This is a genomic window from Brachyspira alvinipulli ATCC 51933 (assembly GCF_000518245.1).
GTDB lineage: Bacteria > Spirochaetota > Brachyspiria > Brachyspirales > Brachyspiraceae > Brachyspira > Brachyspira alvinipulli.
Genome location: NZ_KI912402.1, coordinates 482931 through 499045, shown reverse-complemented (window position 1 = coordinate 499045; position 16115 = coordinate 482931). Strand labels below are relative to the sequence as shown.

The following is a 16115-nucleotide window of genomic DNA, read 5'->3' as shown; positions in this document are numbered from 1 at the left end:
TTTCTCCCTTATAATAAAAGTATTTATAATGCAGACTTTATATTATCTATTTCTTCATTAGTTAAAAGCCATTCATTTTCTGTTTCTTCTATTAATTTTTTTACTTCCATAAGTCTCCTGCTTTTTTCATCATCATATCCTAATGAAGTTTCAAAAAATTTTAATATTTCAGCCTCTTCCTTCTTATAATCCTCTATCTGTTTCTCATGTTTTTTAAGCAAAGATTCATATTTAGAAAGTTTATTTCTTATTTTCTTTCTTTCTTCATAACTATTTTTTTCATCGCCATTTGAACTATTATTATCTTTACTTAAAACTTCTTTATTATTCTCCTGATATTTTAATTCCCTTTCTTCCTCTTCCAAAGCATCAAGTCTTACTCTATAAACATAAGCCTCATAATTTGAAGGATAAAGAGAAAGTTTTTTATCCTTTACCTCTATAATAGTATCAGCAAGCAAACTTGCAAAAGTTCTGTCATGCGAAGTAAAAAATATTGTTCCTCCGTAATCTCTTAATGAAGATGCTAATGCCTCAACAGTTTCAAAATCCAAATGATTTGTAGGCTCATCTAATATAAGCACATCAGCACATTGAGTAATAGCTGAAAGAAGAGAAAGTCTTGCCATCTCGCCCCCGCTTAAAACTTTAACATCTTTATTAACATCATCCCCAGAAAATAAGAAACTACCTAAAAGAGTTAATAACTCCTGACTAAGAAGTCCTTGTTTGGCATTCTTTTTCAAATATGACAAAACTGTATCATTTGCTGTAACATTTTTATACGTATCCTCTCCAAAATATGCTATCTTTATACCATAAGAATAATTATAGCTTCCAGAAATAGGATTAAGCCTTCCTGCTATAGTTCTTAAAAACGTAGTTTTACCTTCTCCATTCTGTCCAAGAACAGCAACCCTGCTTCCTCTAGGGATCTCAATACGTCCGCTCTCAGCAACTATGTTATCTCCATACCCTATTACAAGATCATCAGAAATCAATGCAAAACCTTTTTTTTCAGGAACTTCAGGCAATTTGATTTTTACATTTTTAGCAGGATGAGTTATCTCTATAGTCTTTAATTTTTCTATCTGCTTTATGCGTGATTGAACAGCCTTAGCCTTTGTAGCTTTGTATCTAAACCTTTCTACAAATCTTTCTAAATGTGCTTTTCTCTCTTCGATATTTTTATTATACTTTTTTATTGTATATTCTTTTTCTTCTTTATATTCAAAATAATCTTCTATATCTCCTGGAAAATATGTAATTTTTCCATTTTCCATTTCTATGGTTTTTTCACAAGTAGTTTTTAAAAATTCCCTATCATGCGAAACTATTAAAAATCCACCATTATAATCCATTAAAAAATTTTCTAAATCTATTAATGTATTCAAATCCAAAAAGTTTGAAGGTTCGTCAAGTATTAAAAAATTAGGTTCATAAAGCATCATCTCAGAAAGTTTAACTCTCATTCTATAGCCGCTCGATAAATTGCCTAAATTATAATTAACTTTTATATGATCTATACCAAATCTGCTTGCTATTTTAGAACATTTCCAAGATTCTTTTCCTGTAATTCTTACAAGATAATCTATAACCTTTTCATTTTCATCAAAATCCCCCTGCTGACGTAAATAACCTATTCTTACATCATCAGAAAGTATTATTTCTCCGTCATCAGGCTCTTCAATTCCCATAAGAATTTTCAAAAGAGTAGTTTTACCCGCTCCGTTTCTTCCAATCATGCCTATTTTAGATTTCTCTTCTATAAGCAAATTAACATTATCAAGCAAAACCTTATGAACAAATCTTTTAGATATATTTACTATGTTTATAATACTTCTAGCCATATTCTATTTTCAAATTAAATATTTTTTATTTTTATTAGTCAATAATTCTATAACAATTTTAAAAAATATTCAAATACAAAAAATATAATAATTGTTATATTATTCTTCCGAAATATTACCAAGTTTATATACTAAATTTTTAAAACATTTACCTCTCTCCTCATAGCTTTTAAACATATCAAAGCTAGCACATCCCGGAGAAAGAAGTACTGTATCTCCATCTATAGATATGGCAGAAGCATAATTAAATGCATCTGTAAAATCTTTTATTATAATCTTGTTTTCAAAATGAAGCATAGAGTTAAGTGCTTCAGCAGCTTCTCCTATAAGTATAAGTTTCTTAAGCCTATTTTCCAAAAGACTATTTAAAGGAGTGAAATCTATATTTTTATTACGTCCGCCCATTATTAATATGATATTTCTATCAAAAGATTTCAAAGCACTTGTTACAGCATTCATAGATGTAGCTTTTGAATCATTAATATATCGAACCCCATTGATTATAGCAACTACTTCTAATCTATGTTCTATACCTTTGAAATTATTAACAACATTCTCTATATGATCAACAGGTATATTATCTTTCAAACATACTAATACTGCTGCCAATATATTTGCTACATTATGTCTTCCTAATATTTTTCTGTCTTTTATAGAAAAGAGTTTTTCATTATTATAATATATACATTCATCTTCTTCATTATAATAAATATCAGCAAATTTACTTTTTAAAGAAAATGTTAAAAGTTTCATCTTACAATTATTAAGAAGTTCGTTATAATATATATTACTGTATATATTATCATAATTTAGTATAAGAAAATCATTTTTGTTTTGATTAATACTTATATTTTTTTTGGCATTGAAATAATCTTCTATATTGCTGTATCTATCAAGATGATCTTCTGCTATATTTAATATAACACCTATATGTGCATGAAATTTTTCAACGGTTTCTAATTGAAAACTTGAAAGCTCTAATACAACATCTTCATCTTCTTCTATATTTTCAATCTCTTTAGAAAATGTATTTCCTACGTTACCCAAAAGTTTAGCCTTTTTATAAGAGCTGATTATTTTGTGAATAAGAGTAACTGTTGTCGTTTTTCCATCAGTACCTGTTACAGCAATATAATTTCTATTAGGTAAAAGATTATATGCAAATTCTACTTCACCTATAACTTTAATTCCGCGTCTCTCAGCCTCAGCAACTATAGGAATAGTACGAGGCACTCCAGGAGAAATTATTATAAGAGTAATATTATCTAAAATAGATAATTCCTGATTTCCAAAAAAAATTTTTGCTTCTTTATCTTTTAAAGCATTGATACTCTCCTGAAGTTCATTTTCACTTTTACTATCGCTTAATGCATATTTGATATTAAGATTCATAGAAGTATTAATATCATATAAAATATTAGCAATACTAACTCCGCTTCTTGGAGTAGCTCCAAGTATTAAAATATTTTGTTTTTTTAAGACTTTTATATATGTTTTGTTTAAATCTAAAATCATTTCACAACACCAAATAAATAATTATTCTTAATATCACTTAATTACCTCTGTATGCGTCCGGAAGCATCTCCATTATAAACAGTCATAACCTCATCAACCGTTACAACATTAAAATCACCTTCTATGGAATGCTTTAAACAGCTGGATGCTGTAGCAAACTCTAATGCTTCTCTGTCATCTTTACCATTCAAGAATGAATATATAAGTCCTGCAGCAAAACTATCTCCTCCACCTACTCTATCAACGATCTTTATTAAATACTCTTTTGAAAAGAAATATTCACTGCCATTATAAAGCATACAAGACCATAAATTCTCACTTGCTGAAATAGAGCCTCTTAAAGTAATACCAACCTTTTTTACATTAAATCTATCTACTATTTCCTTTGCAACATCTTTATATCCTTCATGTGATAACTTACCTTCTATAACATTTGAATCCTTTGCTTTTATGCCAAAAACTTTTTCAGCATCTTCTTCATTAGCAACACATATATCGACATAAGGCATTAATTTACTCATAGTCTCATTAGCTTCTTTAGATGTCCATAATTTCTTTCTAAAATTAAAATCTAAACTTATAGTTAAGCCTTTCTCTTTGGCCTTCTTACAAGCTTCAATACATATTTCAGCAACATTTTTTCCAAGTGCTGGAGTTATACCAGTTAAATGAAACCATTTAGCATTATTAAAAATCTTATCCCAATTAAAATCTTCTTTACAGGATTTTGATATAGAAGAATTAGCTCTGTCGTATATAACTTTTGATCCTCTCTGACTTGCACCTTTCTCAAAAAAATATATACCTATTCTATCTCCTCCCAAAACTATATTTGAAACTTCAACTCCATATCTTCTTAATTCATTGATGCAAGCCTGACCTATATCATTATTCGGCAGTTTTGTTACAAATGAAGTATCAACTCCAAAATTTGATAATGCAAAAGATACATTAGCTTCTCCCCCTCCGAATCTTGCATCATAAGAATCCGTTTGAACGAATCTTAAATTTGACGGAGGAGATAATCTTAGCATTATTTCACCAAATGTTATAACTGAAGCCATATAAAAATCCTTTATTTAATTTAAAGTACATTATTAACATAACTTTATTAACATAATAATATATTATGTTAATAATTATTTCAATTGCATAAACTATATTTATTATAAAATTAATACATAAAGAACAAAAAAAGAGAAGCAAATACTGCTTCCCTCTCTTTAATTAAAACATTTTTAATTATAAAGTTACTTTTTTATTTTCTTCAACTGATTCTAAAACAATGCAGTTAGCTCCAATAATAGCATTCTCCCCTATAACTGTATTTCCTCCAAATATTGAAGCGTTAGCATATATAGTAACATAATCGCAAACCGTAGGATGTCTTTTCTTACCTTCCAGACTTCTGCCATTAGTCAAAGATAAAGCACCTAATGTAACACCTTGATAGATTTTAACATGGTGTCCTATTATTGTAGTTTCACCTATAACAATACCTGTTCCGTGATCTATGAAAAAATAGTCTCCTATAGATGCGCCAGGATGAATATCTATACCTGTTTTGGAATGTGCAAATTCAGATATAGTTCTTGCTATTAAATATTCTTTTTGATTATAAAATATATGTGCTATTCTATAATGAAATATAGCCCTAAAACCTGGATATGTTAATACTATTTCATCATAAGATTTTGACGCAGGATCTGATTGAAAAAAGAACTCTAAATCTCTTTCTAAACTTAATGTAATATCATCTAATTGTTCTATGAAATCAAGTAATGCTGAATCATCTGTAACTATTTTCATATAAAGTTTTGCTATGCTTTTTTTTACCATATCTCTATTTTCTGATTCTCTAAAAAAATTTGGAAAAGCATAATCTCTTACAAGTTTAATCATTTCTTTAATATATTTTTGATTTGGTAATTCGCTAAAAGTTTTTAATTTCATAATCGTATCCAATAATAAATTAATTCCAAGAGTATCTTTCCCCTGTATCAGGTAAAATACAAAGGAACTTAATAGGTTTTTCTTCCCTTTTTAATTTTTTAGAAAAGTCAATTGCAGCATATACACATGCCCCTGATGATACTCCAACAAACAAACCTTCATTAAAACATATATCTTTTGCTGTATTAATGGCATTATCATCTGACACATCTACTATTTCATTTACAACATTCAAATCTAAAATTTTAGGTACAAAATTAGGACCTATACCTTGTATTTTATGAGAACCTGTTTTTCCTTTTGTAAGTATAGGTGATGATTCAGGCTGAACTCCTATAACTTGTGTTTTTTTATTATTATCTCTTACATATTGCCCTATTCCTGTAATAGTACCGCCTGTACCTATACCTGCAAAAATATAGTCCACATTTGAAATATCTTTAAATATCTCTACAGCTGTTGTAATATAATGCGCCATAACATTAGATTCATTTACAAATTGTCCAGGAATAATAGAATTTGGAATTTTTCTATTTAATTGCTCAGCTCTTTCTACAGCAGCATCCATTCCTCCATCAACTAATTCTAATTTGGCGCCATAATCTCTTATTAATTTTCTTCTCTCTTCAGACATAGAAGAAGGCATAACTATTATAACATTTAATTTTAAATATCTTCCTATAGCTGCCATAGCTATGCCTGTATTGCCTGATGTAGGCTCTATTATAGTATCTCCAGATTTTAATTTACCATCTTTGAGTAAATCCGTTATTATTTGCTTAACTGCTCTATCTTTTATAGAACCAGCAGGATTGCCTTTTTCTACTTTTCCATAAAGTTCTATTTTACTTCCTAAATTAAATTTTGATTCTATATTTTTTAATCTTACAATAGGAGTGTTACCTATTAAATCAAGAATACTGTTATATACCATATAAAAATCTCCAAAAAATATGTCCCTACAAATATATATTAATATTATAATAAAAACAACATATAAAAAATAAAAATATGAATATTACTTGTAAAGCTAATAATTAATATTATATTTATACATATATTTTTAAAAAAGTGCTCAAATTTAATTGAATTATTAATTTAGTTTTCAATAAGCAATTAATAGTAACAAAACTATATTATTCATATTGATTATCTCTTGATTTTTTCACAGTATACAAATACATAAATACTGCAAATAAAATATACATTATAAATGATAACGAACTTCCAAAATCAAATATTTTTTCTCCAAAATTAATCTTTATATTAAATGCAGTTATTAAAGCAATTATTACGCCTGTTATAGAATCACCAGCAACTAAACCAGATGATAATAATATTCCTTTCTTTATAGCCTTTTCATTTGAATTATTATCATTTCTAAATTTATATTCTACCAATTTTCTAATTAAAGCACCTATAAATATAGAAGCAGTTAAACTTATATTCAAATATAATCCCAAAGCAATTGCAAGAACTGGTAAATCTGTCATAGAACAAAATACAGCTATAAAAGCACCTATTACAACTAAAGTCCAAGGAAGCTGTGATGACATTATACCTTCAACTATAAGTTTCATTAATACGCCCTGAGGTGCTGGTACTGAGTCAGTTCCAAGCCCATAAACATTCTGCATAAGAATAAGAGTTGCTCCGGAAGCAAATGATGCCGCAATCAAAGATATAACTACACCTAATTGAATATTCTTTGGAGTACCGCCTATTATAAATGCAGATTTTAATGATTGGGTTGTACCTCCTGATGCTGAAGTTGAAATTGATACAACACCGCAAACTAAAAGTGCTGCTTTAATTCCAGATTCTCCTATATATCCTGTAAGTTTAAATATTGAAGCAACTATTAGAAGTGCAGCTATAGTCATTCCTGAAACGGGATTATTGCTTGCCCCAACAATGCCTACTATGCTGGCAGATACAACTGCAAAAAAGAAAGAAAATAATACGGCTGACAACCCTCCCAATACACCGCCTTTTATAGTTGGAAGAAAACAAGTTCCTACAAAACCAATTACAGCTGCTAATAAAATCATTCTAATAGGGGCATCTCTATTTATTCTGTCAATATTGTATGAATTATTATTAATATTTTTTATGGACTTAGCTAATGAACTTATTATGGTTGGAACAGATTTACCTAAAGATATGAAGCCTCCCATAGCTAAAGCACCAGCACCTATATAAACAATATAGCTGCTCCAAATTTCTTGTGCAGTCATATTAGATATTAAAGATTTTGATGGAAATATAACTACATCAAGATTAGAACCAAAATATTTTATTAGCGGTATAAATACAAGCCATGACATGACACCTCCTGCAAACATTATGGCAGAACTTCTTATACCAATAATAAAGCCAAGACCAAGCAATGAAACTAATGTATCAACTCCTATCATAGTATTTTGATACGAATGTATTACATAAGATGCTTTTTCTTTCCAAAAACCAAAGCCTCCTGAAAGCAGCTTATATACAAAACCAGAAAATAATCCTGTTAAAACATATTTTAATCCTTTACCGCCCTCTGTTCCTATAACCAAAACCTCAGATTGAGCCATAGCTTCCGGATATATTAATTTTCCATGCTCTTCTACAATTAAATATCTTCTTATAGGTGTAATAAAATAGCATCCCATCAAAGCTGCCAATGCTGTAATAGTAACTATGGTCAATACGGAAAGATCCATTCCGAATAAAATTACTGCTGGAAGTATAAATATAACACCTGCTGCTATTGACTGTCCTGATGCAGAAAGTGCTGATGTTAAATTTGATTCTAATATATTATTTCTTTTAAATAAATTTTTGAATATAGCTATAGAAAGTATGGCACCAGGAATACCTGAAGATATTGTAAGACCTACTTTAAGACCTAAATATGTATTAGCAGAAGCAAATATAATTGCAAAAACGACACCCAAAATAATAGAATATACTGTCATCTCAGGCATATTAATATTTGATGGTACAAACGGCATATAATCCTCGCCTTTTATACCACCATAAGCATATTTTGATAATTTCTTTTCTTTTCCTGCCAAAGAAGTTTCATCTCTATTATTTAATTTGCTTTTTTCACTCATAATAATTCTCTCCCTATTGTATAATTATACACAAAAAAGAAACTAATTAAATATGACTTTTTAATTAATATTATAATTTCTTATTTTTTTGAATAAAAATAAAGTTATGAACATAAGTATAGGAAAAAATATTGAAAAGAAAAGACCTACCTTAATTGATAACTGAATATTATTATTATTTAGTATAATATTACTAAATTTTTCAATTATAAGATTGTTATTTGAAACAATACCTACTATACCAGGACCAATAGAGCATCCTATATCTCCTGCCAAAGCAAGCATAGCAAACATAGCTGTACCGCCTTTATTATAAGTCTTTGCTGCAAGGCTAAATACAGAAGGCCACATTATAGCAACTGATAAACCTGATATCCCGCATCCTATTAAAGATAAAAAAGGATATGTACTAAATACTGTTAGAATATAACCAAAAACACAAAATAAAGATGATATTATCAATGCTTTTTCTATATTGATACTTTCAGATTTCATCCCATAAATAAGTCTTACTATACCCATACAGAATGCAAACATACAAGCACCAAATATATCACCAACTGTTTTATTAACATTAAGACCAACTTCTGCAAATAATGATACCCATTGAGCAATAGATTGTTCGCTAGCACCGGCACATATCATAAGTACAACAAATACTAAAACTATTTTCACAGATAATAATTTTCTAATAGAAACTGTATTATCACTTTTCATATTATCTTCATGAGTTTTCAAAAGATTAAGCGGTACATTAGCAAAAAGAAATATATTAGCAAATGGTATAATAGCCCAAATCATTGACATATATTTCCAATTTTCAATACCGAATATATTAAAATATAATGTTGAAGCTATAACCACAAGCATTGAACCCCAACAATAAAATGAATGAAGTATATTCATAGCTTTAGTTTTTTGTTTATCTGGAAGTGCTTCTACTATAGGACTTACCAAAACTTCTATTAATCCTCCGCTTACAGCATTAATAAAGAAGCATATAAGTATACCCAAATAAGGCTCTATATAAAAAGGTAATATCCCAAGTAAAAATAATCCTAAAGCAGAAAATATATGTGCTGCAACTATAGGAATTCTGTATCCTATTTTATCTATAAATTTTATTGCTAATAAATCTACAATTATCTGTACAGCAAAGTTAAAAGATGCAAGCAATCCTATTTGGGTTAATGATATATTAAAATCTTTTTGAAACATTATAAAAATAAGAGGTGGAAATATATTGATTATTGACTGATTAATATATCCTATATAGCTTGCACATAAAGTATGAGTATAATTTAATTTCATATAGCAGTTTAATAATATTATTTAGAAATGACTTTTCCGTCTATTAATGAAAAATGAACATTACCAAAATCTCTGCTATCATAACCATAATCTCTGTTATCAGATAAAACAAAATATTCATTATAACCTATAATATAAGGACCGAAATTATCTCTTGATGAAACTTCTTTATCTAATATTCTATTATCACTTCCTATATTGGCCCAAGGTTCATTTAATATCTCTCCATTAATATATACAGCTTTATCTCTAATTTCTATAGTTTCATTTGGAAGCCCTATAACCCGTTTTATTAAATATCTGGTTTTTGATATATTTACATTTCCAAAAGTTACAAAATATACAAAATATGAAGCAAATCTCTTCAAAAAAAATTCTCTTTCAGTTCTAGGGTCTACCATAAATACAATATCACCTCTTTTAGGCCTTGAAAATATAAATGTTTTACCCGTAAGCTGTGATACAAAAGGTCTTAATGCAACTGCATACTTAAATTTTGAAGTAATCAATATCTCATTAGGTTCAATAGTATTCATCATCGTTGAACTTTTCATTCTATCAAACCTTACGAATAAAGTAACAATACCAAAAATAATAAAAGCTAATATAAAACCTAATATAAATCTGGCAACAGCTCTGTACAGAAGACTATTGCTCCTATAATATATAAAGATAAAAGGTTTTAAAATAGCCTTGATGGTATTCCTTTTTTCTTTTTTTATTTCTTCTTTATCATAAGAATAATTCATCTATTAATTGATGACCTCTGTATTTTTTATATAATTTAAGATTTTTTAGCCTGATGTTCGCTGTTTTCTAAAGCTGCTGGTACGGCTGGAACTACTATATAACCATATTCACCGCTGCGGCATAGATCCATTATTACCTCATTATTTAATGTCTCTCCTGCAACATCTTCTCTCAAATATTCAGGTAAGTCAATAACATGATATAAAGGGGCAATATTATCAACATTAACTTCAAATAATTCTTCTATGAACTTTAAATCTTTATTTAATCTGTCTAAAACTTCATCTTTTTGATTTTCATCTATTCTTAATCTAGTTTGATATAAAAGTGCTTCTAATTCTTCTCTGTCTGTTGTCATTTTATTATATCCTTAAATATTATAGTATAAATATAATATACTAATATCAATAATTTTTCAATAGTATTCTTTATTTATAATAATTTAAAAAACTTATTATGAAATTATTTTATATTAATAATAAGCTCTTTTAAAAACTTCCACATTCTATCAACAGAAGATATGCTTAAATGTTCTTTAGGAGTATGTACATCATAAATATTAGGTCCCATACTTATCATATCAACATTTGGAAGAGGTTTCTTTAATATGCCGCATTCCAAACCTGCATGTATAGCTTTCATTTCAGCATCTTTACCTGTAACTTTTTTGTATACTTCAGCAGCTACATCTTTTATCTTTGAATTAGGATCATACTGCCAAGCAGGATATCCACTTGACGCCTTAAAATGGGCATTTGTTCTCAATGCTATATCCTCCACTCTCGCTACAATTTCCATAGATGAACTTTCAACACAGCTTCTTATTGATATAACTAAATTTAACTTTCCATTTTCCTCTTTTAATACACCATTATTGGCACTTGTTTGTACTAAACCTTCAATATCCCTGCTCATATAAAGAACTCCATCCGGTGTAAGCATAAGAAAATCTATAACATTATTTGTTAACTCTTTAGTAAAGCATTCTTTAATATTATCACATTTAGAAATTGATATTTTCATATCAGGATCTTCTATTTTATATTCATTTTTTATATTTTTAGAAATCTCTTCTATGCTGGATTTCACTTTATCTATATTGTTGGAAGTTATTATAGCCTCAGAATTCTTTGCTATAGCATTACGTTTAGAACCGCCGGATATAGAGTGAATATTAATATCATTTTTTACAGAATACAAAATCCTAGATAAAATCTTAATAGCATTAGCTCTTTGATTATGAATTTCCATACCGGAATGTCCGCCTTTAAGTCCGGAAATTTCTATTTTTAAAGCATCATTACTATTCGATTCTCTAACAATATCAAAATCGATTATTGTATTAATACCGCCTGCACAGCTGACAAAGAATACTCCCTCTTCCTCAGCATCTATATTTATAAGAGTCTTTCCTTGTAAATGCTCAGAAGTAACATAAAATGCCCCATGCATACTAGTTTCTTCTGCCGTTGTTATTAAAACTTCCAATGCCGGATGAGGTATATCGTTAGAATCAAGCAAAGCAAGAGCAAAAGCAACCGCAATACCATCATCAGCACCTAAAGTCGTATTATTAGCTCTTAAAATATCTCCCTCAAGTATTAATTCTATAGGATCTTTTCTAAAATCATGATTTGATTCTTTTGTTTTTTCACAAACCATATCCATATGTCCCTGTATTATAACAGGTTCTAAATTTTCATATCCTGAAAAAGCTTTTTTCTTTATAATTACATTATTTTCTTTATCCTGATAAACTTCTAAATTTCTATCTTTTGCAAAGTTTACTAAAAAATCGCTAATTTCTTTTTCATGGGCTGATTCTCTTGGAATCTTACTTATCTCAGCAAACCATCTAAAAACCTCTTTTGAATCAAGACTTTTTAAACTATCTAAACTCATACAAAACCCCTTTAAATATTCAGCATTTAATAAATACATAATTTTTTAATCCATATATTTTATCACGGTATTAAGCTATGTCAATAATAACTTCAACAATATTAAAAAATAAGTACAAAATGTTTTATAACAAAAATATTGATTATATTTACAATAAATAAAATTCCTTGACAAATATAAAAAATAAAATTAGAATAACTAATTAAATTCTAAAATACATAAAAATACATAGGAGATATAAATGAAAGTAATTGATATAGATAAAAAACCAGAAAATGAAAGAATATTTTTTGGAGATTTCGGTCACTATATAAGAATAGACTCTGTAAGTCATGAAATAGCTAGAAAATTAAAAGAAGCAAGTGAAGGAAATACATGGTTTTCTAAAGAAGTTGATTACAAATCTGATAAAACTAGATTTTCTTCACTTCCGGAAGATGCTCAAAGGGCTTTTAAATTAAACATAGCATATCAAACATTAATGGACAGCGGGGTTACAAGCGGATTTTCATCAATATTAAATAGAATTGTAACTAGTTCTATATGGTCTATTCTTTATGCCAGAATAGCAATAGAGGAAAATATACATGCTGAAAGCTACTCTTACGGACTTTCTGAGGTATTCGGACATGAAGCAACTGATACATTAGATTTGGTTTATAATGATGAGTTCGTAAAACATAGAATGGAGAAAGAAGTTGAACTGTTTGGAAATGTTGATGAATTATGCAATCTTGAAGGGTCAAATGCTTCATTAGATGAGAAAAAACAAGCTATCTTAAAATTATTAGTTGGAATATATTTGCTTGAAGGTATAAAATTTCCATTTTCATTTCTTGTAACTTTTACAATAAATAACAGTTATGATAATGCTATAGCCGGATTTACAAAAACTATTAAATTGATAGCACATGATGAATTAAATGTTCATGTACCTACTGGTAAAAATGTAATGACTATTCTTAGAAAAGAGGATAATCAAGGTTTTTCTCACCTATTTAAAAATGGTTGGTTTAATGATATGGCTAAAGCAATGACAGAATTTACTGTAAATGAAGAGATAAAATGGGCTAAATATCTATTTGATGATAAAGAAGTATTAGGTATCAACTCCTCTGTAAGCGAACATTTTATAAAATATTGGGCTGGAGTGAGATTAAAAGAGATAGGAGTTGAAACTGAATATTTATCTGAAAAGAAATCTGATATAATAGATTGGTTTAACAGCTATAGAGATATAAACAAACAAAATGCAGCCTTACAGGAAACTACTAATACATCTTATCAAAAAGGTGCATTAAAGAACGATTTATAATAACTGGGGTAAATTATGATAGAATTTGGAAAAGGTAAAAAGCATATTATAATAAAAAGAGATGGAAGAGAAGAGCCGTACAATGAGGAAAAACTGAGAAAGGTTATAAATTGGGCTACAGAAGGTAAAGAAGCATTCACCAATCAAATTCTGGAAGGATTAAATATAAAAATTAATGATAAAATGAAAATAGAAGTATTATATGATGAGCTCATAAATACCGCTGTTAATATGATAAGTCCTTTATACCCTATTTATGATACTATAGCAGAAAAACTTTATTTAATGAAGATATATAAAGAAACATGCGGACTTAAAAAAATAGGTTCATATCCGCATATAAAAAATTTCTTGAAAAAAGGAATAAAATATAAAATATACGACAAGGATATAATAAAATTATTTACAGATAAAGAACTAGATAAAATAAATTCTATGATAGAACCTGACAGAGATTTGCTTTTTACATATAAGGGACTTGCAATATTCTATAAAAAATACTGTAAAAACATAGGAAATAAAAAACTAGAGCTTCCTCAAATAACATATATGGTAGCTGCTATGTTCTCATTTTATGATGATTATTATAAAGGAAATAATAAAGACAAATTAGAAATAAGCAAAAATGAGAGATTAAAATATATAAAAAGAACTTATGATATGCTATCAAAACATGAAGTTACTTTTGCAACACCTAGAATAGCTAACAGTATGACAGTAAAGGCTCAGCTTGCAAGCTGTATATTAAATACCCCTGATGATGATACTTGGAGCTTGAATCAAACAGACAGCAATATGGCATTATATTCTAAATTTTCTGGAGGAATAGCTTATGATGCTTCATATATACGTGCTTCTGGCTCTACAATACAAACTAACAGAGGACGTTCTGACGGACCTATACCATTCATAAAAAGAGTAGAACAAACTATATCATCATTCAATCAAGGAGGAGTTAGAAAAGGTGCATGTGTTATTACTTTTCCTTGGTGGCATTTGGATGTACTTGATTTGATTATGCTAAAAGATGCAGGAGGAACTGAAGATACCAGAGCTAGAAAATTAGTTTACTCTATTAGAATAAGCAATATATTTAGAGAACGTGTAAATAAAGATGGATACATAACTTTATTTGATCCTAAGGAAACACCTCTCCTTAATGAAGAATATGGTGAAAAATTTAATGTTGCTTATATGTATTATGAAAGTAAATCTTCTATAAGAAAAAAGAAAATAAGGGCTAAAGATTTATTATTTCAAATATTAAAAGTAAGGCAGGAAACAGGAAATTTATATTTAACATTTGTTGATAATATAAATGAACAGAATATGGTTAATAAATTTGTAGGAGCTTCAAATCTTTGTCAGGAAATAGTTATACCTTCCTATCCTTCAAAACTTATAAAAGAAAAATATGTTATAAATGAAGACGGCGAATATGAAATTATACAAAGAAAAAAAAGCGGTGAAATTGGAATATGTAATTTAGTATCAGTTAATCTAATGTCATGGGTAGGTTTCACACCAGAAAAGAAAAAATCATTCTGTTATACGCTTTTAAGAGGATGCGATAATATAATAGATACACAATTTTATCCCGTAAAAGAAGGTGAAATTGCTAATAAAAAGAATAGGCCCATAGGAATAGGAGTTATTAATTATGCAAATCTTCTTGCTTTTAATAAATTGAAATATACAGATAAAGAGGCTTTAGAATTTACAAATCAAATTTTTGATGATTTATATTATCATATATATGAAGCTTCTAATATACTTTCAAAAGAGAGAGGGCCTTATAAAACATTTAATGAGTCAAAATGGAAAGAAGGATTAACTCCTTTTCATATATCATTATTAAATAAAAATAAGAATAATAAACTTGATGTAAAACTTGATAAAGAAAAATGGGATAAACTAGCAGAAGAAATAAAAACAAGCGGAGTTCGTTTTTCATTCCATGGTGCTATAGCTCCTACAGCTACATCAGGAAAAAGTGTATCTGCTACAGAAAGCATAGAACCTATTGTGGATTTATTTTTCGTAGAAGAAGGAATACAAACGCTTCCTAGTTTAGTACCTAATATAAAGAAAAACAGACAATATTATGAAAGATGCTGGGCTATACCTGCAAAAACAATAATAGAACTTGCTGCTGTAAGACAAAGATATATAGATCAGTCTCAGTCATTAAATTTATATTATGTTAAGCCGGATTCTGCTAAAGAGCTTTGGGAAGATATTCAATATGCCATGGATTTAGGACTTAAAACATTATACTATATGAAAACCCCTAAATCTAATTTTGAACTAGAAGAAGTTTGCGAATCTTGTACATGATAAAAAACAATTAGTATTTAATAAAAAATAAAAAGGCTTGAGTTAATTGTAAACTTAAGCCTTTTATTTTAAAACTAC

Annotated in this window: 12 protein-coding genes; 2 read left to right on the top strand and 10 right to left on the bottom strand. The window is 28.4% G+C overall.

The window, feature by feature from the left end:
• Positions 1–23: 23 nt before the first annotated feature.
• The 10 genes from T324_RS0107175 to T324_RS0107130 all read right to left on the bottom strand — a co-directional run bounded on the left by T324_RS0107175 (position 24) and on the right by T324_RS0107130 (position 12385).
• Positions 24–1850: an ATP-binding cassette domain-containing protein gene (locus tag T324_RS0107175; RefSeq protein ID WP_028329616.1), complete on the bottom strand. Its 1827-nt coding sequence runs from the start codon at positions 1848–1850 to the stop codon at positions 24–26.
• Positions 1851–1949: 99 nt separating this feature from the next.
• Complete coding sequence (murD, locus tag T324_RS0107170) at positions 1950–3365, bottom strand: UDP-N-acetylmuramoyl-L-alanine--D-glutamate ligase (RefSeq protein WP_028329615.1); 1416 nt, start codon at positions 3363–3365, stop codon at positions 1950–1952.
• A 41-nt stretch (positions 3366–3406) separates the two neighbouring features.
• Positions 3407–4429, bottom strand: a complete 1023-nt coding sequence (locus T324_RS0107165; protein WP_028329614.1) for a sugar kinase — start codon at positions 4427–4429, stop codon at positions 3407–3409.
• Positions 4430–4607: 178 nt separating this feature from the next.
• Positions 4608–5318 (bottom strand): serine O-acetyltransferase EpsC, encoded by a 711-nt coding sequence (epsC, locus tag T324_RS0107160; protein ID WP_028329613.1) that lies wholly within the window; start codon positions 5316–5318, stop codon positions 4608–4610.
• A 19-nt stretch (positions 5319–5337) separates the two neighbouring features.
• The gene (locus tag T324_RS0107155; protein ID WP_028329612.1) at positions 5338–6252 is read right to left on the bottom strand and encodes a PLP-dependent cysteine synthase family protein; all 915 of its coding nucleotides are present in this window, start codon (positions 6250–6252) and stop codon (positions 5338–5340) included.
• Between the two features lie 202 nt (positions 6253–6454).
• Positions 6455–8422 carry an OPT family oligopeptide transporter gene (locus tag T324_RS0107150; RefSeq protein WP_051436811.1) on the bottom strand — a complete coding sequence of 656 codons (1968 nt, stop codon included), beginning with the start codon at positions 8420–8422 and terminating at the stop codon, positions 6455–6457.
• A 60-nt stretch (positions 8423–8482) separates the two neighbouring features.
• The gene (locus T324_RS0107145) at positions 8483–9733 is read right to left on the bottom strand and encodes an MFS transporter (RefSeq protein ID WP_028329610.1); all 1251 of its coding nucleotides are present in this window, start codon (positions 9731–9733) and stop codon (positions 8483–8485) included.
• Positions 9734–9750: 17 nt separating this feature from the next.
• The gene (gene lepB / locus T324_RS0107140; protein ID WP_028329609.1) at positions 9751–10482 is read right to left on the bottom strand and encodes a signal peptidase I; all 732 of its coding nucleotides are present in this window, start codon (positions 10480–10482) and stop codon (positions 9751–9753) included.
• A 35-nt stretch (positions 10483–10517) separates the two neighbouring features.
• Positions 10518–10841 (bottom strand): Asp-tRNA(Asn)/Glu-tRNA(Gln) amidotransferase subunit GatC, encoded by a 324-nt coding sequence (gene gatC / locus T324_RS0107135; protein ID WP_028329608.1) that lies wholly within the window; start codon positions 10839–10841, stop codon positions 10518–10520.
• A 104-nt stretch (positions 10842–10945) separates the two neighbouring features.
• A complete protein-coding gene (locus T324_RS0107130; RefSeq protein ID WP_028329607.1) occupies positions 10946–12385 on the bottom strand; it encodes an aminoacyl-histidine dipeptidase in 1440 nt (479 codons plus the stop codon).
• Between the two features lie 241 nt (positions 12386–12626).
• On the opposite strand from T324_RS0107130, the gene T324_RS0107125 reads away from it, so the two are divergent.
• Both T324_RS0107125 and T324_RS0107120 read left to right on the top strand, forming a co-directional pair.
• Positions 12627–13700, top strand: coding sequence for a ribonucleotide-diphosphate reductase subunit beta (locus T324_RS0107125; protein ID WP_028329606.1), 1074 nt, complete (start codon positions 12627–12629; stop codon positions 13698–13700).
• 15 nt (positions 13701–13715) lie between these two features.
• Complete coding sequence (locus T324_RS0107120) at positions 13716–16037, top strand: ribonucleoside-diphosphate reductase subunit alpha (RefSeq protein WP_028329605.1); 2322 nt, start codon at positions 13716–13718, stop codon at positions 16035–16037.
• Positions 16038–16115 lie beyond the last annotated feature (78 nt).

Excerpts from the sequence above, each read along its gene's own strand:
- T324_RS0107175 (WP_028329616.1), bottom strand. The coding sequence starts at position 1,850 with ATGGCTAGAAGTATTATAAACATAGTAAATATATCTAAAAGATTTGTT.
- murD (WP_028329615.1), bottom strand. The coding sequence starts at position 3,365 with ATGATTTTAGATTTAAACAAAACATATATAAAAGTCTTAAAAAAACAA.
- T324_RS0107165 (WP_028329614.1), bottom strand. The coding sequence starts at position 4,429 with ATGGCTTCAGTTATAACATTTGGTGAAATAATGCTAAGATTATCTCCT.
- epsC (WP_028329613.1), bottom strand. The coding sequence starts at position 5,318 with ATGAAATTAAAAACTTTTAGCGAATTACCAAATCAAAAATATATTAAA.
- T324_RS0107155 (WP_028329612.1), bottom strand. The coding sequence starts at position 6,252 with ATGGTATATAACAGTATTCTTGATTTAATAGGTAACACTCCTATTGTA.
- T324_RS0107150 (WP_051436811.1), bottom strand. The coding sequence starts at position 8,422 with ATGAGTGAAAAAAGCAAATTAAATAATAGAGATGAAACTTCTTTGGCA.
- T324_RS0107145 (WP_028329610.1), bottom strand. The coding sequence starts at position 9,733 with ATGAAATTAAATTATACTCATACTTTATGTGCAAGCTATATAGGATAT.
- lepB (WP_028329609.1), bottom strand. The coding sequence starts at position 10,482 with ATGAATTATTCTTATGATAAAGAAGAAATAAAAAAAGAAAAAAGGAAT.
- gatC (WP_028329608.1), bottom strand. The coding sequence starts at position 10,841 with ATGACAACAGACAGAGAAGAATTAGAAGCACTTTTATATCAAACTAGA.
- T324_RS0107130 (WP_028329607.1), bottom strand. The coding sequence starts at position 12,385 with ATGAGTTTAGATAGTTTAAAAAGTCTTGATTCAAAAGAGGTTTTTAGA.
- T324_RS0107125 (WP_028329606.1), top strand. The coding sequence starts at position 12,627 with ATGAAAGTAATTGATATAGATAAAAAACCAGAAAATGAAAGAATATTT.
- T324_RS0107120 (WP_028329605.1), top strand. The coding sequence starts at position 13,716 with ATGATAGAATTTGGAAAAGGTAAAAAGCATATTATAATAAAAAGAGAT.